This is a genomic window from Chryseobacterium sp. CT-SW4, assembly GCF_048572715.1.
Taxonomy (GTDB): Bacteria; Bacteroidota; Bacteroidia; order Flavobacteriales; family Weeksellaceae; genus Chryseobacterium.
On the sequence record NZ_CP183840.1, the window covers coordinates 836,076 to 860,665 of the forward strand.

The 24,590-nt window shown below is 36.1% G+C and carries 26 protein-coding genes; 16 read left to right on the forward strand and 10 right to left on the reverse strand.

Annotated elements, in window-relative coordinates; translation table 11 throughout:
• Positions 1-5 precede the first annotated feature (5 nt).
• A complete protein-coding gene (locus tag ABJ974_RS03635; protein WP_419870029.1) occupies positions 6-911 on the reverse strand; it encodes a DUF6427 family protein in 906 nt (301 codons plus the stop codon).
• A gap of 42 nt (positions 912-953) precedes the next feature.
• On the opposite strand from ABJ974_RS03635, the gene ABJ974_RS03640 reads away from it, so the two are divergent.
• Positions 954-1,187 (forward strand): DUF6341 family protein, encoded by a 234-nt coding sequence (locus ABJ974_RS03640; protein ID WP_419870030.1) that lies wholly within the window; start codon positions 954-956, stop codon positions 1,185-1,187.
• Positions 1,188-1,264: 77 nt separating this feature from the next.
• Here ABJ974_RS03640 and ABJ974_RS03645 read toward each other — a convergent pair whose 3' ends face one another.
• From ABJ974_RS03645 to ABJ974_RS03665, 5 genes are all read right to left on the reverse strand, one after another.
• Positions 1,265-1,705, reverse strand: a complete 441-nt coding sequence (locus ABJ974_RS03645; RefSeq protein WP_419870031.1) for a universal stress protein — start codon at positions 1,703-1,705, stop codon at positions 1,265-1,267.
• 69 nt (positions 1,706-1,774) lie between these two features.
• Positions 1,775-2,380 (reverse strand): fumarylacetoacetate hydrolase family protein, encoded by a 606-nt coding sequence (locus ABJ974_RS03650; RefSeq protein ID WP_419870032.1) that lies wholly within the window; start codon positions 2,378-2,380, stop codon positions 1,775-1,777.
• A 16-nt stretch (positions 2,381-2,396) separates the two neighbouring features.
• Positions 2,397-2,819 carry a putative signal transducing protein gene (locus tag ABJ974_RS03655; protein ID WP_419870033.1) on the reverse strand — a complete coding sequence of 141 codons (423 nt, stop codon included), beginning with the start codon at positions 2,817-2,819 and terminating at the stop codon, positions 2,397-2,399.
• Entirely contained in the window at positions 2,819-3,583 is a 765-nt protein-coding gene (locus ABJ974_RS03660) for an exonuclease domain-containing protein (RefSeq protein ID WP_419870034.1), read from the reverse strand. The genes ABJ974_RS03655 and ABJ974_RS03660 overlap by 1 nt, the downstream gene beginning before the upstream one ends.
• A gap of 38 nt (positions 3,584-3,621) precedes the next feature.
• A complete protein-coding gene (locus ABJ974_RS03665) occupies positions 3,622-4,320 on the reverse strand; it encodes a CDP-alcohol phosphatidyltransferase family protein (protein WP_419870035.1) in 699 nt (232 codons plus the stop codon).
• Between the two features lie 55 nt (positions 4,321-4,375).
• Here ABJ974_RS03665 and ABJ974_RS03670 point away from each other — a divergent pair, with 55 nt between their 5' ends.
• Positions 4,376-5,047, forward strand: a complete 672-nt coding sequence (locus tag ABJ974_RS03670) for a hypothetical protein (RefSeq protein ID WP_419870036.1) — start codon at positions 4,376-4,378, stop codon at positions 5,045-5,047.
• A 36-nt stretch (positions 5,048-5,083) separates the two neighbouring features.
• On the opposite strand, the gene ABJ974_RS03675 is transcribed toward ABJ974_RS03670, so the two are convergent.
• Positions 5,084-6,694, reverse strand: coding sequence for an ArnT family glycosyltransferase (locus ABJ974_RS03675; RefSeq protein WP_419870037.1), 1,611 nt, complete (start codon positions 6,692-6,694; stop codon positions 5,084-5,086).
• A 102-nt stretch (positions 6,695-6,796) separates the two neighbouring features.
• On the opposite strand from ABJ974_RS03675, the gene ABJ974_RS03680 reads away from it, so the two are divergent.
• The 11 genes from ABJ974_RS03680 (at position 6,797) to ABJ974_RS03730 (ending at position 19,392) form a co-directional block, all read left to right on the forward strand.
• Positions 6,797-7,735 (forward strand): glycosyltransferase family 2 protein, encoded by a 939-nt coding sequence (locus ABJ974_RS03680; RefSeq protein WP_419870038.1) that lies wholly within the window; start codon positions 6,797-6,799, stop codon positions 7,733-7,735.
• Complete coding sequence (locus tag ABJ974_RS03685; RefSeq protein ID WP_419870039.1) at positions 7,732-8,616, forward strand: lysylphosphatidylglycerol synthase transmembrane domain-containing protein; 885 nt, start codon at positions 7,732-7,734, stop codon at positions 8,614-8,616. The genes ABJ974_RS03680 and ABJ974_RS03685 overlap by 4 nt, the downstream gene beginning before the upstream one ends.
• A gap of 107 nt (positions 8,617-8,723) precedes the next feature.
• Entirely contained in the window at positions 8,724-10,646 is a 1,923-nt protein-coding gene (locus ABJ974_RS03690; protein WP_419870040.1) for an LTA synthase family protein, read from the forward strand.
• A gap of 153 nt (positions 10,647-10,799) precedes the next feature.
• On the forward strand, positions 10,800-11,219 hold the full coding sequence (locus ABJ974_RS03695; RefSeq protein ID WP_419870041.1) for a DUF2147 domain-containing protein: 420 nt from the start codon (positions 10,800-10,802) through the stop codon (positions 11,217-11,219).
• Positions 11,220-11,328: 109 nt separating this feature from the next.
• Positions 11,329-12,312, forward strand: coding sequence for a pyruvate dehydrogenase complex E1 component subunit beta (locus ABJ974_RS03700; RefSeq protein ID WP_419870042.1), 984 nt, complete (start codon positions 11,329-11,331; stop codon positions 12,310-12,312).
• A 110-nt stretch (positions 12,313-12,422) separates the two neighbouring features.
• On the forward strand, positions 12,423-14,414 hold the full coding sequence (locus tag ABJ974_RS03705; protein ID WP_419870043.1) for a KUP/HAK/KT family potassium transporter: 1,992 nt from the start codon (positions 12,423-12,425) through the stop codon (positions 14,412-14,414).
• A 68-nt stretch (positions 14,415-14,482) separates the two neighbouring features.
• Positions 14,483-14,956, forward strand: a complete 474-nt coding sequence (locus tag ABJ974_RS03710; RefSeq protein WP_419870044.1) for a Fur family transcriptional regulator — start codon at positions 14,483-14,485, stop codon at positions 14,954-14,956.
• A 3-nt stretch (positions 14,957-14,959) separates the two neighbouring features.
• Positions 14,960-16,696 carry an OstA-like protein gene (locus tag ABJ974_RS03715; protein ID WP_419870045.1) on the forward strand — a complete coding sequence of 579 codons (1,737 nt, stop codon included), beginning with the start codon at positions 14,960-14,962 and terminating at the stop codon, positions 16,694-16,696.
• A gap of 48 nt (positions 16,697-16,744) precedes the next feature.
• Positions 16,745-17,926: an aspartate aminotransferase family protein gene (locus tag ABJ974_RS03720; protein ID WP_419870046.1), complete on the forward strand. Its 1,182-nt coding sequence runs from the start codon at positions 16,745-16,747 to the stop codon at positions 17,924-17,926.
• A gap of 189 nt (positions 17,927-18,115) precedes the next feature.
• The gene (locus ABJ974_RS03725) at positions 18,116-18,502 is read left to right on the forward strand and encodes an START-like domain-containing protein (RefSeq protein ID WP_292010802.1); all 387 of its coding nucleotides are present in this window, start codon (positions 18,116-18,118) and stop codon (positions 18,500-18,502) included.
• Between the two features lie 77 nt (positions 18,503-18,579).
• The gene (locus tag ABJ974_RS03730; protein ID WP_419870047.1) at positions 18,580-19,392 is read left to right on the forward strand and encodes an aminotransferase class IV; all 813 of its coding nucleotides are present in this window, start codon (positions 18,580-18,582) and stop codon (positions 19,390-19,392) included.
• Positions 19,393-19,791: 399 nt separating this feature from the next.
• Here ABJ974_RS03730 and ABJ974_RS03735 read toward each other — a convergent pair whose 3' ends face one another.
• Positions 19,792-20,340, reverse strand: coding sequence for a YqgE/AlgH family protein (locus ABJ974_RS03735; RefSeq protein ID WP_419870048.1), 549 nt, complete (start codon positions 20,338-20,340; stop codon positions 19,792-19,794).
• Between the two features lie 24 nt (positions 20,341-20,364).
• On the opposite strand from ABJ974_RS03735, the gene pdxH reads away from it, so the two are divergent.
• The gene (gene pdxH, locus ABJ974_RS03740) at positions 20,365-21,006 is read left to right on the forward strand and encodes a pyridoxamine 5'-phosphate oxidase (protein ID WP_419870049.1); all 642 of its coding nucleotides are present in this window, start codon (positions 20,365-20,367) and stop codon (positions 21,004-21,006) included.
• A gap of 68 nt (positions 21,007-21,074) precedes the next feature.
• On the opposite strand, the gene ABJ974_RS03745 is transcribed toward pdxH, so the two are convergent.
• Complete coding sequence (locus ABJ974_RS03745; RefSeq protein ID WP_047097388.1) at positions 21,075-21,365, reverse strand: HU family DNA-binding protein; 291 nt, start codon at positions 21,363-21,365, stop codon at positions 21,075-21,077.
• 397 nt (positions 21,366-21,762) lie between these two features.
• On the opposite strand from ABJ974_RS03745, the gene panD reads away from it, so the two are divergent.
• Together panD and ABJ974_RS03755 are read left to right on the forward strand one after the other, a co-directional pair.
• The gene (panD, locus tag ABJ974_RS03750) at positions 21,763-22,113 is read left to right on the forward strand and encodes an aspartate 1-decarboxylase (protein WP_039366628.1); all 351 of its coding nucleotides are present in this window, start codon (positions 21,763-21,765) and stop codon (positions 22,111-22,113) included.
• Positions 22,114-22,116: 3 nt separating this feature from the next.
• Positions 22,117-23,163, forward strand: a complete 1,047-nt coding sequence (locus ABJ974_RS03755; RefSeq protein WP_419870050.1) for a lysylphosphatidylglycerol synthase transmembrane domain-containing protein — start codon at positions 22,117-22,119, stop codon at positions 23,161-23,163.
• 45 nt (positions 23,164-23,208) lie between these two features.
• On the opposite strand, the gene tyrS is transcribed toward ABJ974_RS03755, so the two are convergent.
• Positions 23,209-24,408, reverse strand: coding sequence for a tyrosine--tRNA ligase (tyrS, locus tag ABJ974_RS03760; protein ID WP_419870051.1), 1,200 nt, complete (start codon positions 24,406-24,408; stop codon positions 23,209-23,211).
• Positions 24,409-24,590 lie beyond the last annotated feature (182 nt).

Sequence of the window (24,590 nt, forward strand, 5' to 3'; positions counted from 1 at the left end):
ATCTTTTAAAATAATTGAAAATAAGTTCCTAATTTATAAGTGAGCAAACTTATAAGAATAAGCCATAAATTGACCTCTTTCATCCAGAATTTCGGTAAAAACCGTAGCATTCGGCTCAGAATGATACTGGAAGGAAAAGCTAAAAGTAACAGATACTCATAGCGTTTATTCATGTACAATATGATGGTCACCAGCTGAGCTACACAGAATACCAGCAGAAAAGTGTATTTGTACCTGCTCGTCGGACTTTTTTTATTATAGTTTCTAAAGTGGTCATATACGGCATAGATCAGCATTAAGGCAATCGGAATTAAAGGATAAAGATCCGAGTAATCCGTTACCAGTGTCATTTTTCCAAACGGGAAATAATCCAGATTCCAGGTGGTGAACTGAAGGAAAAACATAATGGAAAAATAGCTGATCACAATAAGTATGATTCCCAGAAGGAACCTGAAGATATTTAAGCTTATTCTTTCGGATGTAGCAATAACGTGGATAATCACAAAGATAGCCATGGGCCATGTCGTAGGCAGAAAGATGAAATTTAACGCTACGATAGAGCCTACCAGCACATAAGATTTCTTTCTGATGTCCTCATCAGTACTGGTAAGAAGCAATAAAAGAAAGGAATTGGTAAGCAGGGCAACGGCTATTCCGATATCTAAATTTCCGGGATAAAGCCCGAATATGAAAAAAGTATATAAAAATAACGGTAAATGAGTCTGATAATTAAGGGCTATACTGTTAAAACAAAAATATCCCAAAGCAATTCCGATAAATGTAATTCCGGCGATTATTGCTTCGTAAGTATTGAAATTCAGGATGTTAAATATTATTACTATTAAAAGAAGAAAACCAATATAAACAGGAATTGAAAAAATATTGCTTTCTTTTGAAAGTAATTTAAACATTTTTTTTAAATTTGTACAAAGTTAATTTAAAAAAGGAAAATAATGACGTCTTTCTGGTTATTCTTAAGCAAAGTTTTTAAATGGTCTTTCGGTTTCTATGATGCATTGGGTAATGTGCTGAACTGGTTACTGTTTATTGTTTGCTGTGTGTTATTTATTTATTGGTGCTATGTTTTGGTAGTAACCTTAGGAGGAAACAAAGATAAAGAGTACTACTCTCCGACAGAAGGAAAAAACCCTTATTATGATCCTAAAATTTATAAAAGAGAAGGTTAATTAATTGGTTATATAGTAAAAAACCGATCAAGTTTTAATTTGATCGGTTTTTTTATATTAACGATTAAAATTTAATTTTAATTATCATGTATTGGAATTACCAGTACCGGAATAGGAGAATTTTTGGTAAGTCCTTTTGTTAAGCTTCCTACGAACACATCATAAAAGCCACTTCTGCCGTGGGAACCCATTACGATGTAGTTAGCCCCTTTTGCTTTAGCATATTCTAAAATGATGTCTTTAGCGATTCCCTGTTTAAGATAGTGTTCACACTCTACATCCTGAGCCAGAACTCTTTGCTCAATTTTATTAAGCTGAACAAGCTCTTCCCGGATTTCATTTTGTTCCACTTCGGGAAAATACTGGAATCCCATATCTCCGATGGCAAATCCGATATCGGAAGGTGCTACATGGATCAAATGGATTTTTCCGTTTACTTCTTTGGCGAATCTTACAGCTCCGTCTACCAGTTGTTCTGTTTTATCCCCAAAATCTATGGGTAATATAATATTTACCATAACCTTACATTTTGTTTACTAAAGATAAGAAAAAAATACCAGAAACAATAATGAATACATGATAATATCCTATAAAACTCTTATGTCTAGCACTTTTTCATTTTCAAGGTAGGCTTCCAGTATGTCGTTTTCCTGAACTTTGCCTACCCCCTTCGGAGTTCCCGTAAAGATCAGGTCTCCCACTCTCAGGGTAAAATATTGAGATACAAAAGCAATAATATCATCATAGCTGAAAATCATATCCTTCGTATGGCCGTCCTGTACCTTTTCTTTACTTTTTAATAAGGAGAAGTGTAAGGACTCAAGGTTGAAATTTTCTTTTTTAAAGAAGGGGCTGATAACGGCCGAGCCGTCAAAACCTTTAGCCAGTTCCCATGGTAAGCCTTTGGACTTGAGCTCACTTTGAAGATCCCTGGCAGTGAAATCAATTCCAAGGCCTATTTCTTCATAATGTTTATGAGCCGCTTCTTTCTGAATATATTTTCCTCCCTTGGAAATTTTAATCACCACTTCCAGTTCATAATGGATATCATTGGAAAACTCGGGAAGATAAAAGTCATTTCCTTTCAGGACTGCGGTATCAGGTTTTATGAAAATGACAGGTTTCTCAGGAATTTCATTGCCCAATTCTTTGGCATGTTCACTATAATTTCTTCCTATACAGATGATCTTCATGATTTTCTTTTTTTAATTAATGTTTAAACTCGTTACCACAATAATAACAATGATAAATATTAGCAGGAATTTTTAAGGGAAATCCCAGAAACAGCCAGCTGATTCCAAATAGACCACCCGGTTTTTCATCCTGATAAATATGGTTGGATCCGCATTTGGGACATACAAAGTCAAATTCGGGGTTGGGAATAGTATGTTCCACCTCTAAGGAGTATTCCTCATTTTCTTTGTAATTTTCTAAAACCTCCTTAGCTTTCTCCAGGTCATCTTCAAATACCTGGAGCTGGATTCCTCCTACAGCCTGGGAAAGCAGCCAGTCCGATTGGATAAGCTGTTCATTGGCGATAAAGCTCTGGATGCCATTTTCCTCCAGGATCTGTTTGTCCCTGTTGGCTTCAATGGCGTTTTCACAATATTTTATACGGATCAGGTCAGACATTAAAACTTAGATGAAAGTTGAATTTTTGTAAAAACTTTTTTAGTATAAAGCGGAAAATCTGCGTTTTGCAGCCATCCGAAATACCCGATGTCTTTCTGGAAAATGATTTTAACACACTGTCCTTTATATTTACCAAAGTTAAAGACTTCTTCCAGTTTTTCATTATATCCTATAAATCCGGCTAAATCAGCATGCTTATTATGGAACGTAAATTCACTTAAGGGCGCGATTTCATTCGGAACATCATCATATTTTCCCACCTGAGCGTCCAGTACTTCAAAAGTAGCCATTACATCAGCTTCAGCCGAATGAGCATTTTCCAGAACTTTCCCACAATAAAACTGATAAGCGGCCGCCAGGTTCCTGGGCTCTTTTTTATGGAATATAGTTTGTGCATCTACCAGCTTAAATTTACTTAAATCAAAATCTACACCCGCACGCAGCAATTCCTCAGCCAGAAGCGGAACATCAAACCTGTTAGAATTGAATCCACCTAAATCCGTTCCTGAAAGCATTTCCATGATCTTGGGAGCGATTTCTCTAAAAGTAGGAGCATCCTTTACATCTTCATCATAAATTCCATGGATCTGGCTGGATTCCAAAGGAATAGGTATTTCAGGATTAACCCGCCATGTTTTACTTTCTCTTGAAGAATCAGGATTAACCTTTAAAATACAGATTTCAACCACACGGTCTTTTCCTATATTGGTTCCCGTAGTTTCCAGATCAAAAATACAAAGCGGTTTATGGAGTTTTAAGTTCATTTTATTTAAATTATTATAATTGAGTTTTGAATAGCCGACTACTTAAGTTGTTTCTGAAAAATTACGGATATAATCATGTAATAAATGATAACCACAGGTATTCCCGGAATACCCAAAAGAATTAATATAATCAGTGACCCGATCAGCAAAGCCAGTTTCGGATAATTATCCTGAAGCTTCATGGATTTGAATTTCATGGCAATCATTTTTATAGGACTTACCAGTAACCAGGAGCAGACCAAAGTAATTCCTATTAATATATTGGTATTATTAAATACGAAGTCAAAGATTAGATTTTCCCTGAAAGCATAATACAGCCCGAAAATCAGGATGGTATTGGAAGGAGTGTTTAAACCTTTAAAATAGTATTTCTGCTCCTCATCCAGGTTGAAAATGGCAAGTCTCAGGCATGAAAAAACAGTAATCAGAAAGCCTAAATAGCTGTACCATGGAATTTCTTTAGGAGAATCCTGTGCCAGCGCCACAAACATCGTTAATCCCGGAAGGAATCCGAAGCTTACCATATCGGCCAGCGAATCCAGCTGAACTCCCAAATTTGAATTGGATTTCAGGGCTCTTGCAACAAATCCATCAAAAAAGTCAAGGACCAATGAAATGATAATGCAGATAGCGGTAGTGTGATAATCTCCTAAAATAAGATGTACTGCGCCTACACATCCTGAAAACAAATTTCCGAGGGTCAAAATATTGGCCAGATTATTTTTAATAAAATTCATAATAGCAAAATTAAAGAAATAGAAATTAAATATCAGGATTACTTATATTTGCTTTATGAAAAATTTAAGCTTATTCGAGAAGGTTGTTTCTGTAATTCTTTTAATTACAGTTGTTTATGCCATTTTCATATATTTTACCGATGCTCCCTATTTTGAAAGATTGGTTGAAGAGGACGGGTTTTACGAGAATTTGACCTCTGCATTTCTCTTCTTTACATGTTTTACTTTATTATTTAAATTCTTTAAATATCAAAAATATTATGGTCTCTGGTGGAAAGCAGGTGTTCTGCTGATGGCCCTGGGAATGTTTTTTGGAGGAGGAGAAGAAATTTCCTGGGGACAAAGAATATTCCATGTACAGTCTTCGGAATTTTTCCTGGAGAATAATGCACAGCAGGAAACCAACCTTCATAATATGGTTGTAGGAGATGTTAAGCTTAATAAACTTATTTTTTCCAATTTAATGTCGATCTGCTTTGGAATTTATTTCCTTGTATTGCCGATACTCTGGAATAAATCCGGGAAGATGAAAAAACTGATAGATACATTTGGAATTTCTGTGGCAAGACCTGTACACATCATTATTTTCCTGATAGCCACCGGTTTGATCTTAATTCCTATCGACCATTCCAGAAAATGGGAAATCTGGGAATATGCATTCGCTCTTATTATGTTCCTGATTGTCTTTAATCCATTGAATGCAAAAGAAATTTTTTCTGAAAAATAAAATATAAAAGCGCTGAAAATCTCAGCGCTTTTTTTATTATTTGGTAACTTTATATACATAGTGAATTTTCCTTTCCGTATGATTTTTAGAAGGTTCGGCTTCTTCATTATCATCAAAAGTATCTACATAAGTGAGCTTCCATCCTAGCTTTTCCAGGTTTTTGCGGAAGTCTTCCCCATTTGTATTCATAGCTACATAGAAAACTTTTTCCTTAGGGAAAGTACTTGGGTCCTCGGTTTTTATCTCCGGCATAACCGCCTGATACCTGAACCAGACTTCCGGTGAGTATTCGGCATAAGTGTACAATCTGGTATTTTCTTTTTCCACCTTTTCTTTAAGAGTGGCAATGCTTTTAAAGCTTTTATTGTTGCTTAGCATTTTATCCAACACAGGAATTCCGAATAATCCGGTGAAAACCATTAATAAAACAACTCCGTAGAAAGCATTTTCAAAATTTCTTTTTTTATAAACAGCCGTGAAAATTAATACGGCAGCTACCAACGCGGAAACAGAGAAAAGGATAGTGTAAATTCCGGTTTCAACAGGTAAGAAATATACTCCAACGGAGATAGCAAAAGCGATCACACCAAGGATGGTGAAAATTATTTTATTCAGGTTAAATTCCCATTTTTTATAAGCGAATTCATAAAAAAGATAATATAAATAATATCCTGTGGTGGCTGCCAGAGGAACCATCATGGGAAAAAGGTATCTTTCCTTTTTAGAAGGTATTAAAGAAAGGAAAAACAAGGAGAATATCGTCCAGTAAAAGAAAAGCATATAATTTTTAGGCTGATCGGTTCTCTTTTTGATCATAGGAAAAATAAGACCTATTACACTGTATAAGACCCAGACACCGGTCTGAACAGGAAAGCTTAAATATCTTGTGAACGGTTTTACGTCCCTGTTTCCTCTCGCCGTAGCTTCTTTTTCCATAATAGCCAGGAACGTATCCGGATCGGCAAGATAGATGTAAATATACCATGAGAACCCTATAAGTATGGTGATAACCGCACAGATGATAATTCCCCGGATCTCTTTCCATTTGGGCCATCCGAAAACAATTACATACCCGATATAGAAAGGAATTAAAAGTACATACGGACCGGTAGGACCTTTACTTAAGACAGAAAGTCCGAATAAGATCCCTGCAAAAATATAATTGGGCAGCGTTTTAATATTCTTTAAAGCCAGAATAAAATAATACATTCCTATTACCATGAAGCTATAGCTGTAAATATCCCAATTGGCCCTTCTTCCTACATAGATGACCAGGAAATTGGTAACCAGAACCATAGAAGAAATAAAAGCAAGGCGGGGCTTGTTAGTAACAAAATCAACTATTTTATAAAAGAAAATAACAAGCAGAAAGCAGGAAAGAGAAGCAGGAAACCTTAATGCCCCAATATTTTCAAAGCTGAAAATTTGTCCCATCCAGGCACTGAGCCATGTAGGTAACGGTGGCTTTTCATATCTGGGAAGATCATTCATGGTGGTGAAAATCCAATGTCCTTCCTCCGCCATTTCCCTTGCAGAAACAAAATTCCGGGCTTCCATGATGTCTACATACAGTTTTCCCAAATGAGCAAATAGGAGAATAGCACCCACAACTAGCAGTAAGTAATAGAGATACTTCTGGTTTTTCATAAAGAATATTTTTGCAAAGATATTTAAAAAGCAACTTTCTGAGGGGTAAATGTCTCTTTGGAAAGTTAAATTCAGTTATCTTTGCACATATTTTTTAGATATATGAATTCTGACAAGTTTTATTCAGTCGTTGTTCCTCTTTATAATGAAGAAGAAAATGCACCTTTACTTATTACAGCTATTGAAAAGGTTTTACAAGGATATAAATACGAGCTTATTCTTGTAGACGACTTTTCCACCGACAGGACTGTTAAGGTAATCAAGGATATAGCGGCACCCCATGTGGTACTCATAGAACTGAAGAAAAATTATGGTCAGAGTTCCGCTTTAATGGCAGGAATTGATTATGCTACAGGAGATTATATTATTACCATGGATGGTGATATGCAGAATGATCCTACCGATATTCCGATGATGGTTGATAAAATGGATGACGGAGATTATGATCTTGTTATAGGTAAAAGACAGAAAAGACAGGATAATCTTTTAAGAACCTTTCCATCTAAAGTGGCCAATTTTATCATCAGAAGAACAACCAAGCTGAATGTAAAAGATCATGGCTGTGCCCTGAAAGTATTTACGAAAGAAACAGCCAAGAACCTGGACCTTTATGGAGAATCTCACCGTTTTATTACCCTGCATGCGCATATTAACGGAGCGAGAATCGCAGAAGTTCCGGTAAAGCACCATGCAAGACAGTTTGGAGTTTCCAAATACGGAATCGGAAGAACGACGAAGGTGATCAATGATTTATTGCTTTTATTATTTAATCAGAAATATCTTCAAAAGCCCATTTACTTATTCGGAAATATTGGGATCCTGGCTTTCGTATTGGGGATGGTCATTAATATTTACCTTTTAATTGTTAAGCTTCTGGGGCATCAGATAGGAGGCAGACCATTATTGATCTTAGGGATTTTATTGGTTTTTGTGGGAATACAATTTTTTACTACGGGGATCATTATAGATTTGCTGATGAAAACCTATTACGAGTCTCAGAAAAAGAGACCGTTTAATATCCGTAAAATATCAACTTTTTGAAAAGGTTCAAAAAAACACTTATTACCGTCCTGAAAATCAGTATCAGTTTACTGCTGCTGTATTTTGTTTTCCGTAAAGTCCCGTTTACTGAGGTTTGGGAACTCATAAAGGAAAGCCGATATTATTTGCTGGTGGTAGCTTTGGTGGCCTTTGTCATTTCCCAGGTGATTTCTTCCCAGCGCTTGCTTCAGTATTTTTATGCCAATAATTTTCCTATTGATAAGATAGATAATCTCAAGCTTTATTTGATAGGAATGTTTTATAACTTCTTTATTCCTGGGGGAATAGGAGGGGATGCCTATAAAGTTTTTGTTCTCAATAAAAAATTTGGTTGGAGTGCCAAAAAGCTGACCAAAGCAGTCTTTTGTGACAGGCTATCGGGATTATTGGCCATTGTGGTTTTAATAGAACTTCTGAGCTTTCCGATGCTGCCGGGAGCTTATAAAATACTCATTGTACCTGCTGTAATTCTTACCATTGCAGTTGCCAGATTTTTTTTTATAAAGCTTTTCTCCGAATACAGAAGTATTTTTTATAAAACCCTGTTGTATTCTTTGGGAGTACAGCTATGTCAGTTATTTTGTATTTTTTTGATCTTAAAATCCTTTACCCAGATTGAAGATGTCTGGATTTACTGTATCGTATTTTTAATCAGTGCGGTGCTGAGTGTACTTTCTTTTTCCGGGATTGGAGTGAGGGAATGGCTTTTTCTTAAAGCAGCCCAATATTTTACCTTTGACGCACAGGTCTCGGTTTCAACGGCTGTGTTGTTTTCTTTTATTACGGCATTGGTAGCACTTGTGGGCATCTGTTTCCAGAACTTTACTTACCGGACAGTAGTTAGCCAGAACCACGGAGAAGTGAAGGGAAATCAATCTTAAAAACTTTTTTTTCTTATCTATTCGTCTGATAAGCAATCTGTTATTTTAATTTTATTTTAATCGTATAAACTTTTAGGCGAAAAATATTTGCTATAATTTCGCCCTTGATGAAAAAAAATTTGAGAACTCAGGAGTTTCTGGTGTTAGGTTACCGGATGCTCTTGATTTATGTATTCTATCAGGTTGTCCGGCTTTTGTTCTCGCTGTTCAATAAAGACCTGGTAAAAATTGATAGCCTATCGGATTATTTCTGCCTGGCATTCCATGGCCTTGCCTTCGATACGGCTGCTATTTTGTACGTTAATTCCGTGTTTATCCTGCTTAGTGTAATTCCCCTAGGTGTCAATACGGGGAAAGGATATCAGAAATTTTTGTTTTGGTTATACTTTATAACCAATGGGGTGACCATGGCAATGAACTTTGGCGATATTGTTTATTTTAGATTTTCCCAGACAAGACTGACATCAGCCGTATTGAATGTAGCACAGCATGAATCCAATTTGTTCAAGGTTTTTACCGTTTCTATGGGGCAGAATATCGGATTGCTGGCCGGATATATCATTATGATGGCGGTGTGGGTGTTTTTGTATAAGAGGGTGAAGGTGATGAAACGCAGACCTTTGAGTTTAGGTCTTTATTTTTTGTTTTCCATAGTAATGCTGTGTATCGTAACGGTATTGGCTGTGGGAGGTGTACGGGGAGACTTTAAGCATAGCACAAGACCGATTAATTTAGTAGATGCAAATAGATTTGTAAAGAATCCTCTTCAGGGGAATGTGGTGCTGAACAGTACATTTTCATTTTTCAGGACTTTAGGATCTGATCATTTTGAAGAAGTCCACTTTGTAAATAAGGATTTCATCGACCAGTATATTGAGCCTTATAAAATATATGACAGGAAAGTTACCAACCGGCCTAATGTGGTTATTTTTATCGTGGAATCCTTCGGGCGGGAATATTCCGGTGTTTTTAATAAAGATAAAAATATAAAGGATTATGTTTCCTATACTCCTTTCCTGGATAGCTTAGCAAAAGAAAGTCTCATTTTTCCAAATACATTTGCAAATGGAAGGCAGTCTATTCATGCAATGAGCAGTGTATTGGCAGGAGTTCCCAGCCTTAAAAGCGCATTTACAAGCTCTCCGTATGCCAACCAGAAAATACAGTCCATTGTTTCGGTGTGTAACGATCTGGGATATGATACCTCATTTTATCATGGAGCACCTAATGGATCAATGGGATTTTTAGGCTTTGGAAATATTTTAGGATTTAAACATTATTATGGTAAAGATGAATATAACAATGATGCTGATTTTGATGGCATATGGGGTATATGGGACGAACCTTTTTTACAGTATTTTGCTAAAAATGTAGGAAAAAAGCAGCCTTTTATGTCGACTGTATTTACCGTTTCTTCCCACCATCCTTTTAAAATTCCTGAAAAATATAATGGTCAATTTAAAAAAGGAAAGATCGACATGCATGAGCCTATACAATATACGGACTATGCGATCCGGAAATATTTTGAGACGGCTAAAAAACAGCCGTGGTTTAACAATACTATTTTTGTTTTTACGGGAGATCATACCAATGAGATATATTATCCGGAATATGAAAAAGCAATGAACCGTTTTGCAGTTCCCCTGATCTTTTATTCACCAAACCCCGATTACCATCTCAAAGGAATTAATTGGGAAGAAGCCCAGCAAATAGATATTTATCCTACACTTGCCGATCTCATAGGCTATAATAAAGAAATAAGAAGCTGGGGAAGAAGTCTGGTAAGTGACAAGCAATATCGATCTATAATTGCCAACTCGGACGGAACCATGGAGCAGTTTATCATAGGAAAGTATATTTATCGTTTTGACGGAAAAGATGTGGTGGGAGTTTATAGCAAAGAAGATCTAGGGCTGGAGCATAATCTTATCAATGATCTTACAACTGCGGAAGTAGACATGGGAAAACAAATGGCGAAAGGATGGTATCAGGATTATATGGATAGAGTGATGAATAAGAAGCTGCAATAAGTGTTTGGTTTTTGTTTAACGGTCTGAATTTGGTATGTCTATTGTTATATATGTGTTGTATAATAAAAACTTTTGTTTGTTTAAAATTAATTTATATTTTTAGCAGCAAATAAATAGTAAAACGTTTTTATTATAATTAAATCGATAGAAGATATGAAAAAATTATTGTTAACATGCATGCTTTCATTATTTGGGGTGATGTCTTTTGCTCAGATTGAAGGAAAATGGAAAACTATAGATGATGAAACCAAGCAGGCCAAATCCGTAGTGGAGATCTATAAAAAATCGGATGGCAAATACTATGGAAAAGTATCACAGTTGCTTATAAAACCGGCAGATCCTAACTGTTCTTCCTGTAAAGATGACAGAAAAGGAAAACCAATTTTAGGAATGGAAGTGATCCGTGGATTAAGCAAAGACGGAGATGAATTTTCCGGAGGAACCATTACAGATCCTAAGACCGGGAAAACGTATAAATGTACGGTAACACGCGAAGGAGATCAGCTTAAAGTAAGAGGATATGTAGGAGTTTCCCTGTTGGGAAGAACGCAAACCTGGCAAAAAGTCAACTGATCCTCACTCAAATAAAATTAAGAAACGATATTTCAGGAATGAGATATCGTTTTTATTTATAAAATAATAAAAAAACACTATTTTTGTAGTCTAAATTTTTCAAAAGAATATGGCAGAATATACTTTTCGTGAAGTGATTGCACAGGCAATGAGCGAAGAAATGCGTAAAGATGAATCCATTTATTTAATGGGTGAAGAAGTAGCAGAATATAATGGTGCATATAAGGCTTCAAAAGGAATGCTGGATGAATTTGGTCCTAAAAGAATTATCGATACTCCCATAGCAGAGCTGGGATTTACAGGTATTTCAGTAGGAGCTGCAATGAATGGTAACAGACCGATTGTAGAATTCATGACCTTCAATTTCTCATTAGTAGGAATCGATCAAATTATAAACAATGCGGCAAAGATCCGTCAGATGAGTGGAGGACAGTGGAACTGTCCGATAGTTTTCCGTGGGCCTACAGCCTCTGCAGGGCAATTGGGAGCTACACACTCTCAGGCTTTTGAAAGCTGGTATGCGAACTGTCCTGGGCTTAAAGTGATCGTTCCTTCCAATCCTTATGATGCAAAAGGATTATTAAAATCAGCAATTCAGGATAATGATCCGGTAATTTTCATGGAATCCGAGCAGATGTACGGAGATAAAATGGAAATCCCTGAAGAAGAATATTATTTACCGATAGGAAAAGCAGATATTAAAAAAGAAGGTAAAGACGTTACTTTGGTTTCTTTTGGTAAGATCATGAAGCTGGCGATTCAGGCAGCGGAAGATTTGGCTAAAGAAGGAATTTCGGTAGAAGTGATCGATTTAAGAACGGTTCGTCCTTTGGATTTTGATACTATTTTAGCTTCAGTAAAGAAAACAAACCGATTAGTGATCCTTGAAGAAGCATGGCCGTTTGGATCTGTTTCATCAGAAATTACATATATGGTTCAGCAAAAAGCGTTTGACTACCTGGATGCTCCGATCAAGAGAATTACCACTCCTGATGCGCCAGCGCCTTATTCAGCAGCTTTATTTGCAGAATGGTTCCCGAAACTTGAAAAAGTAAAAGAGGAAATTAAAAAAGCAATGTACATTAAGTCATAGAGAAAAACTTCCGAAAGGAAGTTTTTTCATTTATTTAATTTATCATTAAAAGTTCTGGGGATCATAAAATTAATATAAATTTGCGCTTTTAATTTTTAAAATTAGCTGATATGGCAGAAGTTACAGAAGGCGGTCATCACTTTGACATTAAGAAGCTTTCATTTGTTGGAGTTATTGTATCTCTGGGGATCGTTTTTGGGGATATCGGTACCTCGCCGCTTTACGTAATGAAGGCTATTGTTAATGCCAGGAAGGGTGGAGCCGCAATGCCATTTGATGAATACATTGAAGGAGCACTTTCATGTATTATCTGGACTCTTACCCTCCAAACAACCCTGAAATATGTAATCATTGCATTAAGAGCAGACAATAAAGGAGAAGGGGGAATTTTAGCGCTCTATTCCCTTGTAAAAAGACTTAAAAAGAAATGGCTGTACGTAGTGGCCATCATAGGAGCCTCCACACTCGTGGCGGATAGTGTGATCACCCCGTCACTTACGGTGATGTCTGCGATTGAAGGACTTAAAATATATAATCCGGAAACTCCCGTAGTGACCATTACCCTTATTATTTTATTTGTCATTTTTGTCGTTCAGCAGTTTGGTACAGCTTCCATAGGGAAATTCTTCGGACCTATTATGGTGACGTGGTTCCTCGCGCTGGGAGGTTTTGGAGCATTACATATCTTTGATCATATTGAGATTTTAAGAGCATTTAATCCAATGTATGCTTATAACCTTATTACTCACTCATCGAGTGCCATTGTCATTATGGGTGCAGTATTCCTGTGTACTACGGGAGCTGAAGCTTTGTATTCGGATCTTGGGCACTGTGGGGCTAAAAATATCAGAGTGAGCTGGGTGTTTGTTAAGATCATGCTGATTCTTAACTATCTGGGGCAGGGAGCATGGCTCTTGGATAATTACCAACAGGTATTCACAGGAGTAAATCCATTCTTTGGAATTATGCCTCAATGGGCAGTATTACCGGGAGTAATTCTAGCTACCGCAGCAGCGATTATTGCCAGCCAGGCAGTAATTACAGGTTCATTTACCATGTTTTCCGAAGCAATGTCTATCTCGTTCTGGCCTAACCAGCATATCGAATATCCTTCAGGGGTAAAAGGACAAATGTATATTCCCAGAATCAATTGGGGATTAATGGCTTTCTGTTTTATCGTTGTTATATTCTTCCAGAAATCAGAACGGATGGAAGCGGCGTATGGACTTACGATTACCATAACCATGCTGATGACCACCATTTTATTATTATTCTGGCTGAGCAGAACAAGATTGAATAAAATATTCATCATAGGTTTCGGAGCAGTCTATCTTTTCCTTGAATCAGGGTTCTTCTATGCCAACGTAATTAAGTTTGTAGACGGGGGTTGGCTGACCATGGTTTTAGGAGGTTTTATAGCGGTTTGTATGTATGCATGGTATAATGGACGACTTCTCAAAGCCAAATTTATCCAATATGTGAAGATTGATAAATACGTAGGTATTCTTAAAGATATGAAGCTGGATGAAACCATACCTAAATATGCTACCAACCTGGCTTATCTGAGCCGTGCAAAAAGAAATGATGAGGTAGAATCCAAAATCATTTATTCCATTATTAAAAAGCAGCCTAAGCGGGCAGATCATTACTTTATTTTAAGTATTGTTAACCAGGAAGATCCCTATACTTTTAAATATACGGTGGATGAAATCCTGCCGGGCACTGTTTATAAAGTGAATTTCCTTTTAGGGTTCAAAGTGGACAGAAGAATTAATGACTACTTTAAAATGGTATTAAAAGATCTTATGGATGACGGAACCCTTCCTTCAAGAAGCAGCCATCCGTCTTTAAGAGCTCATAATATACCTCCTGATCTGAAGTATGTGATCATTGATAATACCTATATCAACGATATATTATTAACGGTAAAACAGAAAATTACCCTTAATATTTACAACTTTGTGAAGTATATCGGAAGTGATGACTTCAAGGCATGGGGCGTTACAGCGCATAATGTGGAGGTAGAATCAGCGCCGATTACCGAAGAGACGGTTCCGCTCAAAAAAATTGAGCAATCCGGATTTTTAAGACATAACTCTTAAATTCTTCGGAAAAGTACAGGACTATTTTATTTAAATAAAAATCAATAAATTTGTATATAAATTTTTTGATGGATACTTTACAAAAAGAAAAAAATATAGCTTTAATCAAGGATGTTTTAAGAAACTATTTATTAGAAAAAGGTTTCAGAAATACACCCGAGAGATACACTATTTTAGAGGAAATCTATAATATGGATCATCACTTTAATGTAGATGATCTGTATTTGCTGATGATGCAGAAAAAATATCATGTGTCTAAAGCAACGATTTATAATACGATTGAAATCTTCCTTGATGCAGGATTGATCCGTAAACACCAGTTTGGTGAAAAAACTTTAACATCTTCTTCTTACGAGAAATCTTATTTTGATAAACAGCATGACCATTTGGTGATCTACAAAAAAGAATCGGATAAGGAGATTGCCGAAATTATTGAATTTTGTGACCCTAGAATACAAGGGATTAAGGAAGCAATTGAAGACGCATTTGGCGTAAAAATTGATTCTCATTCGCTATATTTTTATGGCACCAAGAATGATTAATCAATGAGACTGATACTTTTTCTATTAGTTTTTATTTCTACGATATTATATGCACAGGAAAAACCAAAACCCGTGCAGAGGGACCCTTATTTACAATCACCTGTCCAGAACCAGCCTAAGCAAGTTAATCCCGGAGATAGAGTAAAGATCATCCATGCGGATATTATAGATAAAAATCCTAATAAATATGATGGAAACCGCTATCTGCAGGGAAACGTGAAGCTGGAACATCAGGGTTCCATACTTACGGCGGATGAAGTGGTGATGTATGAAGAAGAAAACTTTATAAAAGCTATCGGGAATACCAAATTACAAAATACCGACGGATCCGTCATTACCGCGGGAGAAATGGAATATGATGGAAATACCCAAAAAGGAGTTGCCAGAAAAAATGTAATTCTCGTAGATCCCAAGCAGACTATTAAAACGGAAATAATGTATTACGACAGGCTTGCCAATCAGGCTTATTTTAATACAGGAGGTACTATTTCCGATGGTCAGAATGTGATGTATACGAAATCTGCCACCTACTTTTTGGATACCAAAATGATAGATTTTGTAGGGAATGTAAAAATTGATAACCCTGATTATATCATAGAAGGCATAAACATCAAGCAAAATCAGAATACAAGAACTGCCGATTTTTTCGGGCCCACTACCATTAGAAACAGGGCAAATCCTAAGAATTATGTCTACACCGAAAGGGGAACCTATAAAATGAATTCAAAAGAAGCTTATCTTAATAAAAATTCCAGAATTCATTATAATGATAAAATCCTTACCGGTGATGATATGTATTTTAACCAATTAACTGGTTTTGGTACGGCTACCGGAAATGTGACCTTAGATGATCCTTACGAAAAAAGATACATAAAAGGAGGTTACGGAGAAATTTTTGAAAAGAAAGATTCTGCCATGATGACCAAAGGCCCCTATGCTGTTAAAATCCTTGAAAAGGATTCTCTCTATGTGGCTGCAGAAAAAATTCTTTCTTATCAGAAGCTTGGCTCTGCTAATACTAAAAAAAGTTATTTGAGAGCGTTCAGAAAAAGCCGTTTTTATAAATCCAATGCACAGGGAAGGGCAGATTCGCTGGCGTTCAATGAAACGGACGGAATTCTTCATATGTACACTGATCCCATTCTTTGGAGCGGTGAAAAACAGATCACAGGAGATAAGGTTGAAGCTTATTTTGATAACAAAACAGAAAATATCGATTCTTTAAAAGTTATAGGAAATTCATTTGCGATCAGTAAGGCGGATTCTTTAAATATGAAGGATGAATTTAATCAGGTGAAAGGAAAGCTGATGACGGTGTATTATGAAAATAATGACATTAAAGAAGCGAAAGTTATCGGAAATGCACAGGCCATTACCTATGTGGATGATGTAGATGCGACAACCAAAAAGAACGAAAGAATAGGACTTTCTTTAACTTCATGCGGAATTATAGGCGCTTTATTTGAAGCAAGAACCTTACAAATCATCTCATGTAGTATTGGAGCTACTTCCGATACTTATCCCATGAGCAAGATAGAACCTTCAAAGAGAAAATTCCCCGATTTCAACTGGAATACCAGGGATAGGATCCGGAAATGGCAGGATATCCTGGTGGATAGTCCTAATTATGAAGAAATAAAATACGAATCAGATAATACACTTTATAACCAGGCTCAGGATGCAATAGAAAAAGAACGGGCCAAAGAAGAAGCTAAAAAGCCTAAGCGAACGAGAAAATAAAGTAATCAATATCTGATTTCCCCTTACCTTTACCTAAATTTTCACGAAATGGAGTTTAAAAAAGATTTTTATGCCTATCAGGCACAGACTACGATGTTTGCCTCAGGGTTTGAAGTAGAAAAAGCAGAAGGAAGTTATATTTACGGAAAAGATGGAAAAGCTTATCTTGATTTCGTTGCCGGAGTTTCTGCCAATACCTTAGGACACTCTCACCCGAAAGTGGTTAATGCAATAAAAGAACAGGCTGATAAATATCTCCATGTAATGGTATATGGAGAATATGCACAGGAAAAACCAGTTGCTTTATGCAAACTGCTGGCGGAAGCAACTCCTGATCCCTTAGAGATTACGTATTTGGTAAACAGCGGAGCAGAAGCGATAGACGGAAGTTTAAAGCTGGCGAAAAGATATACCGGAAGAGAAGAAATAGTGTCTTTTAAAGATTCTTATCATGGAAATACTCATGGAGCCTTAAGCGTCTCCGGAAATGAAACCCATAAAAGAGAATTTCGTCCGCTTTTACCGATGGTTACTTTTATTGAGTTCAATAATGAAAATGAATTGGATAAAATTACCCCGAAAACGGCGTGTGTAATTATGGAAACTATTCAGGGAGCGGCGGGTTTCCTTGTTCCCCATAATGATTACCTTAAAAAGCTTAAAAAAAGATGTGAAGAAGTAGGAGCCCTGCTTATTCTCGATGAGATTCAGCCGGGGTTTGGAAGAACGGGTAAACTGTTTGCCTTTGAGCACTATGGTATTGTTCCGGACATCCTTGTAATGGGGAAAGGAATGGGAGGTGGAGTTCCTGTGGGTGCATTTATGAGCTCTAAGGAGATTATGGGGTCCTTGTCCCATTCACCAAAATTAGGACATATTACCACCTTTGGAGGAAATCCTCTTATTGCGGCATCCAGCCATGCTACTTTAAAGGAGGTTTTAGATAGCGGGCTGATGGAACAGGTAAAAAGAAAAGAAGAATTGTTCAGAGAGCTGCTGGTACATCCAAAAATAAAAAATATAAACGGGAAAGGGCTGATGCTGGCTGTGAACCTGGGAACACCTGACTATACTTTAGATGTTGCTAAAAAATGTATGGAAAAAGGCCTGATTGTTTTCTGGCAGTTATATCGAAATGAATATATGAGAATTTCACCTCCGTTAACTATTTCTGAGGATGAGATACGGAAAGGATGCCAAATTATCCTTGATGTTCTCAATGAAAATTAAAAGAATGATCTCCTCCTTGTGGTGGAGATTTTTTTTAGAAATTCCGTTAAATATTCCCATAAAAGGGATAAAAAGAATTGATTTTAAAACTCTGATAAATATCATGCAGAATAAGTAAAATATTAAATACATTTTTGTGTAATAAAAAAATTAATTTATATATTGCGGGACGTTAAAAACAAAGATTATATGGCGAAACATAAAGTCCATTACGAATTCCCAATGCATTGTCTTTCAGAGATTTTATATGAATATTTGGCGACTGCGGAAGGATTATCTGAATGGTTTGCGGATGAAGTAATTGAGAAAGGTGACGATTTCTATTTTAGTTGGGGTGGAGGACCTGCCGAAAGAGCAACTTTAATAAGATACAAGCCTGAGGGTTTCGTGCGTTTCAGATGGGAAGAAGACGAAGGAACAAAAAACTTCTTTGAAATGACAATCGTTATAGATGATATTACTGAAGATTTATCCCTGAATATTACAGATTTCTGTGAAGAAGGAGATGAAGAGGAAAATGCTATGTACTGGGAGAATCTTATCGAAAACCTTAGAATAAAATTAGGTGCGGCTTAAAAACTAAGCTGTGGCAAAACTATTAAAACTGATGAACGATTTATCGTTCATTATTTTTTTATAAAAATCATTCAACATTGGAAAATCAATATTTTACATCAGAAGAACTGAAAATAAAAAACAGAGCTTTTTTATTGGGAGATGCAGTTAAGGTTTCTTTCTTTGTGAGAAACTCCGGTCTTATTATGGATGAAGAATGCTACTTTTTCTTAATGGCTTCCATGAGAAAAATGAGAATGAATATTCCTTTAACTTACACCTTGGAATTTTTCCAGAATTTGTTTCAAAAGAATATAATTGAAGATAAAGGTATTCAGAACGGAATCATTAATTTTCTGGTGTTTAGAAACACCGATGAAGGGACATTAGCCAAATCTTCCGTATCTTATTTTTATGAAGTTAATGAAGTTCCTGATGTATTGGCAGTGCATGAAAGACCTTTGGAGCTGGATTTAATTAAGGAAATAAACGTTAATAACAATCTGTTAAGCAATATAAGAGTTCAGTGTCCGGAAAATATTTATGGAGAGATCTATGCACAGGAAAATGACCTGGATGATGTGATTCTCCTTAATCCAAATAAAAGAATAGCAAGGTCCACTTCAGGAAATCTTCTTTTTTTGGAAGGAAAGACTATAAAAGTCCCTAAACAGACAGAAGGGGCTTACATTTCTCCTCTGATGGAAAATTTTGTTACCTATCTGCATAAAAATAACCTTGCGGAAATTCAGGAGCATGAAATCATAGCCTTCGAATCTCAAAAAGCTGAAGAGATATTAATGATCTCCGATGAAAAAGGCATATTTGCTGTAGGAAAGATTAGAAATAAAACCTTTGGATCATCCCGTTTTTCAGAATGGGTAGAAAATTGGAGAAAAAGTTTTGATTAAAGAAATTGACAAACCCGGTAAACAACAAAGTTCCAAAGTCCTTTACCGGGTTTTAATCTGAATAAATCAGAAGTTGTTTTTTATAAGAATTCGTTCTCAGACGAATGTTGTACACTGTTCTTATAATTTTTTTTAACCGTAATGTGCTTTGTGTTTTTTTCGTAAAATAGAAATCCGTTTTCTGTTGATTCAGAAAAAGTATTTTTTATAAATGGGTCTTTTGCAGAAAATATATTTCCGGAGACCTTAGAGAAGGGTATTGAAAAGAAAATAGTTGAAAAATAGACTTTCATTTCTTTTTAATTTTGGTTTTTCAAAGAACGGAATTATTTTCTTAATAATGAGTTAATAGAGAATTAAAATTTGTTAATTTTTTATTCCCATATAAAAGAATAATTTTTAATTCATGGAGATGTCTTCCGGTGAGTTAGCCCATAATAAGTATTCACCGCCCAGATTTTGCATGATGGATTTCCACAGGGTCTGATCATTGGGAAGTGTATAGTCCAGATTGTAGATATCCACTACCGTCCACATTTTTCGCTGTACCTCTTCTTCAAGCTGTGCGGCTGTCCATCCGGAATATCCTGAAAAAATTTTAACATCCTGAATGTTTAGTTTACCGTTGAGAACGGCACTTATAATATTCTCAATATCTTCCGTGAGATAAAATTCGTTATTGATGTCGGTGTAGATCTCTGTAACCTTGGGTCCTTTGACGATGAAAAATACCTTGTCATTTTCAACCGGTCCGCCATCGTATACATCGATTTTGAATTCAAAGAAATTTTTGAACTTATTACTCATCTGGCTGTTTCTTTTATTCAGTATCAATCCGAATGCACCCTCCTCATTATGGTCAATAATAAGGACCACCGATCTGGAAAAAATATCGCCGGAAATATCAGGAGTGGAGATTAATATTTTACCTTTGTATGAGTAATTCATACTCAAATTTAATAAAAAATATTTATGGAAAACCTTCATGATAAAAGAAAAGTTTATGAGAAATCCCAACTTATTGAAAGTGAGATAAAACAGAATCCTATCGAACAATTCCGGGACTGGTACCTTGCTGCCAGTGAAAATCCTGATATCTATGAAGCGAATGCAATGGCTGTTTCCACACTGGAAGAAGATGGTTGTCCCAGAACAAGGATGGTTTTGCTAAAGGCTTATACCCATGAAGGGTTTATTTTTTATACCAATTATAACAGCAGAAAAGGGAAAGCGATAGAAAAGACACATAAAGCCTGTCTTCATTTTTTTTGGCCTAATCTGGAAAGGCAGGTCATTATAAAAGCCGACCTGGAAAAGATAGCTCCCAATTTGAGTGACGGTTATTTTCACTCAAGGCCCAAGGGAAGTCAGTTGGGAGCTGTGGTTTCTCCTCAAAGTGAGATTATTCCCGACCGTTCTTTTCTTGAAAATAAATTAAAGGAATTAGAGGAAAAGTATGAGAATACAGAGGTTCCTAGACCGGAAAATTGGGGCGGCTATATTGCAAAGCCTTATGAAATGGAATTTTGGCAGGGAAGACCGAACAGGCTACATGACCGGATTATATATGAGCTGGATGGCTGGGACTGGAAAATTGCCCGTTTAGCTCCGTAAGTAAAGAAACTGTTAAGCATAAAAAAACCTCATCAAACGATGAGGTTATCTTTTTGTAATCTGAATGATTATTTTTTCTTAGCACCAGAAACTGCGTTAGATAAATCAGCTCCTGCTTTAAATTTAGCAACTTTTTTAGCAGCAATTTTGATTGGTTTTTTAGTTGCCGGGTTGATACCTTGTCTTGCAGCTCTTTCAGCTACTGAAAATGTACCGAATCCTACTAAAGATACTTTACCGTCTTTTTTCTTCAAAGTAGAAGTAACATTAGAAATAAAAGATTCTAGAGCAGCTTTAGCTGCAACTTTAGTAATTCCTGCATCTTTTGCGATTGCGTCGATTAATTCAGACTTGTTCATAATTTTTAATATTAAAGTTAGTTCGTAATTATAGCAAATATAGTACAATTTTCAAATTGTGCAAATATTTTATTAATAGTTATATAATTTTTCATGTTTTTGAGAAAATAGTTAAAATATGATAATTCTCATTTTTACGAAAAATCTACGTTATAGGTTGCTAAAATCATGCCAAATGCTTATTACTATTGAGTTTAGTGAAATATGACTATTATTTGCTGTATTTATTAAATCCTAAATTTCGTGTGGAGAATTGTTTTTTTTAATGATATGGTTGTTAAATTTATAATTAAAATTAGAAAATTTTAATATTTTAAAAATTAAAGATCTGGGAATCTGGTACTTTTAAAATTAAGTAAAATATTATTTAATTGATTTTTATTAATAAATTTGCAGTATGTTAATAGAAGTATTTAAATCCAAAATTCACAGAGTAAGAGTTACTGCCTCGGATCTTAATTATATAGGAAGCATTACCATTGATGAAGAGCTGATTGAAGCGGCAGGATTGGTAGTAGGGGAAAGGGTTTATATTGTGAATGTGAATAACGGAGAACGGTTTGATACCTATGTTATTAAAGGAAAAAGAAAATCCGGAGAGGTTTGTCTGAACGGCCCGGCAGCCAGAAAAGTACAGAAAGATGATATTATCATTATCATTGCGTATGCGCAAATGACGCCGGAAGAAGCTAAAGACTTCCAGCCGAAAATTGTTTTCCCGGATGAAAAAACAAATCTTCTAACTTAATTCATGGAGAAAAAATCAACCCATCCTTTAAAATCAATCCTTACAATTGTAGTTTCGCTTGCTTTTGCAGGCTTTTTTTTGTGGTTGGCTCTTAAAGGATTAGATTTTAAAGTTATACAGAAATCGTTGGCTAAAGCCAACTACGTGTGGGTGCTGTTTGCGGCTGTTTTTGGAATTTTGGCTTACTGGTTCCGGGCTATCCGGTGGAATCTTTTACTGGAGCCTATGGGATACTCTATTTCAAATTCAAATTCATTGTGGTCACTTTCATTTGGTTACCTGATGAATCTTACTATTCCGAGAAGTGGAGAAGTAGCGAGGGCAACGGCTTTATACGGAGTGGAAAAAGTTCCGGTGGATAAATCATTTGGAACCATTATCCTTGAGAGAGTGGTAGACCTGGTTTGTATGATTGGTTTTTTGGGACTTACATTGGTTTTCAAGTCGGAAGCGATTCTGTCTTTTTATAGAAATTCAGGGATTACAATCGATCCTAATAAAATATTGCTGGTTCTAGGGATTCTGGCGCTTGGAGTTATCCTTTTTTTTGTTTTTAAAAAGAAGCTTGCCCGGATTCCTTTATTGGGAAAGATTATTGGATTCATTGACGGTATTCTTGACGGACTGACGACGATCTTCAGGTTAAAGCAGAAGATTAAATTTATTATTTATACGGTGGCTATCTGGATTTCTTATTTCTTAGCCGCCTACCTGGTATGTTTCTCCCTGCCTGAGACTTCGGATTTCACTATTCCTGACGGATTTTTTATTCTGGTGGTAGGAACCTTTGGAATGATTATTCCGGCCAGTGGGGGAATCGGAGCCTTTAATTTAGCCATGAAATTCGGCTTTATGGCATTATTTATTTCAATGGGGAAAAGTGCGGAGCTAGGTGGAGAAATGGGACTTACCTATTCCTTTATATCCCTGCCGTTGCAGATTACCATTATGCTGGTCATGGGATTGATTTCGATACCGATGCTGGCAAAAGCACGAAATCAGCGGGTGGCTGAAAAAGAATTAAACGAATCCTTGGAGATTAATGAATAAATTGAAAATTCCGGGCTACTAGTAGCCCGGAATTTTTATAAGGCTTTAAAGAAGTTCAAAAAAAGCTCTTTTCCCGATTTTTATTTTTGTTTCTTTTATCAGATCTATTTCTTCGTTTGCATCAGTTTTTTTATGATCATTAATCTGGACTCCTCCGCTTACAATTAATCTCCTGACTGCAGATTTACTGAGATCATTTTTTAATTGATGACATAGTTCGACCAGATTTATTTTATTCTTATTATGGTTGAGAGAAGCAATGGAAACCGGTTCAAATACTTTTTCCTCAAAATTTTTATTCTGAAACTGACTGCTGAAAAACTGTTCCGCATCCTCGGCATCTTTTATAGTATGATATTGGGAGATGATATTTTTGGCAATGAGTTTTTTAATATTCATCGGGTTCTCACCGTTATCCATCCTGTATCTTAAAACCTGTTTTTCTTCTGCGGAAAAATTGGTAGTAAGGTTCATAAACTCCTGTATCAGGCTGTCGGGAATGGACATGGTTTTTCCAAACATTTCATTCGGTTCGTCGGTTAATCCGATTATATTGTTCAGAGATTTACTCATTTTTTCTTTTCCGTCAAGTCCTTTCAGTAAAGGCATGCACATGACAATTTGTGGGGACATCCCGTGGGTTTCCTGTAATTGCCTTCCCATCGTACAGTTAAAAAGCTGATCGGTTCCGCCCATTTCGATATCACATTCTATTTTTACAGAATCAAATCCCTGCAAAATAGGATAAACCAGTTCATGCATAGCGATAGGGGTATTTTCTGTAAACCTTTTATTAAAATCATTTCTGTGCATTAGTTGCGCTACCGTAACCTTAGATAAAAGCTGAATTACTTCAGAGAAATTCAAAATGTCAAGCCATTCGGAATTGAAAACTATTTTGGTTTTTTGAATATCAATTACCTTGGACAGCTGCTCAATATACGTTTGTGCATTATGTTGTACATCCTCGATACTTAAGGGCTTTCTGGCTTTGTTTTTACCCGTAGGATCTCCGATTCTGGCCGTAAAGCTTCCCACAACAATAATGATCTGATGTCCCAAATCCTGGAACTGCTTTAATTTTTTTAGCACCACAGCATGTCCCAGATGGAGATCCGGAGCGGTGGGATCGAATCCGAGCTTAATGCTTAGTTTTCGGTTTTCTTCTTTGGCCTGTTGTAATTTCTGTTCCAGACCGTTTTCCGGTAGGATAATTTCTACGTTTTCTTTTAATGTATTGATCATTGCTTTCAAATTTTAAGACACAAAAAAGCCCGGACAATTTATTGTCCGGGCTCTATAATTATTAATATTATTTTATTGAGTAATAGCTATACTAAGTCTTCCCGAACAATAGAACGGGTTGTAATATTCACTGAAGAACGGAAGACGTAATATGCTGTTTAAATGCTTCATTGCTTTACAAA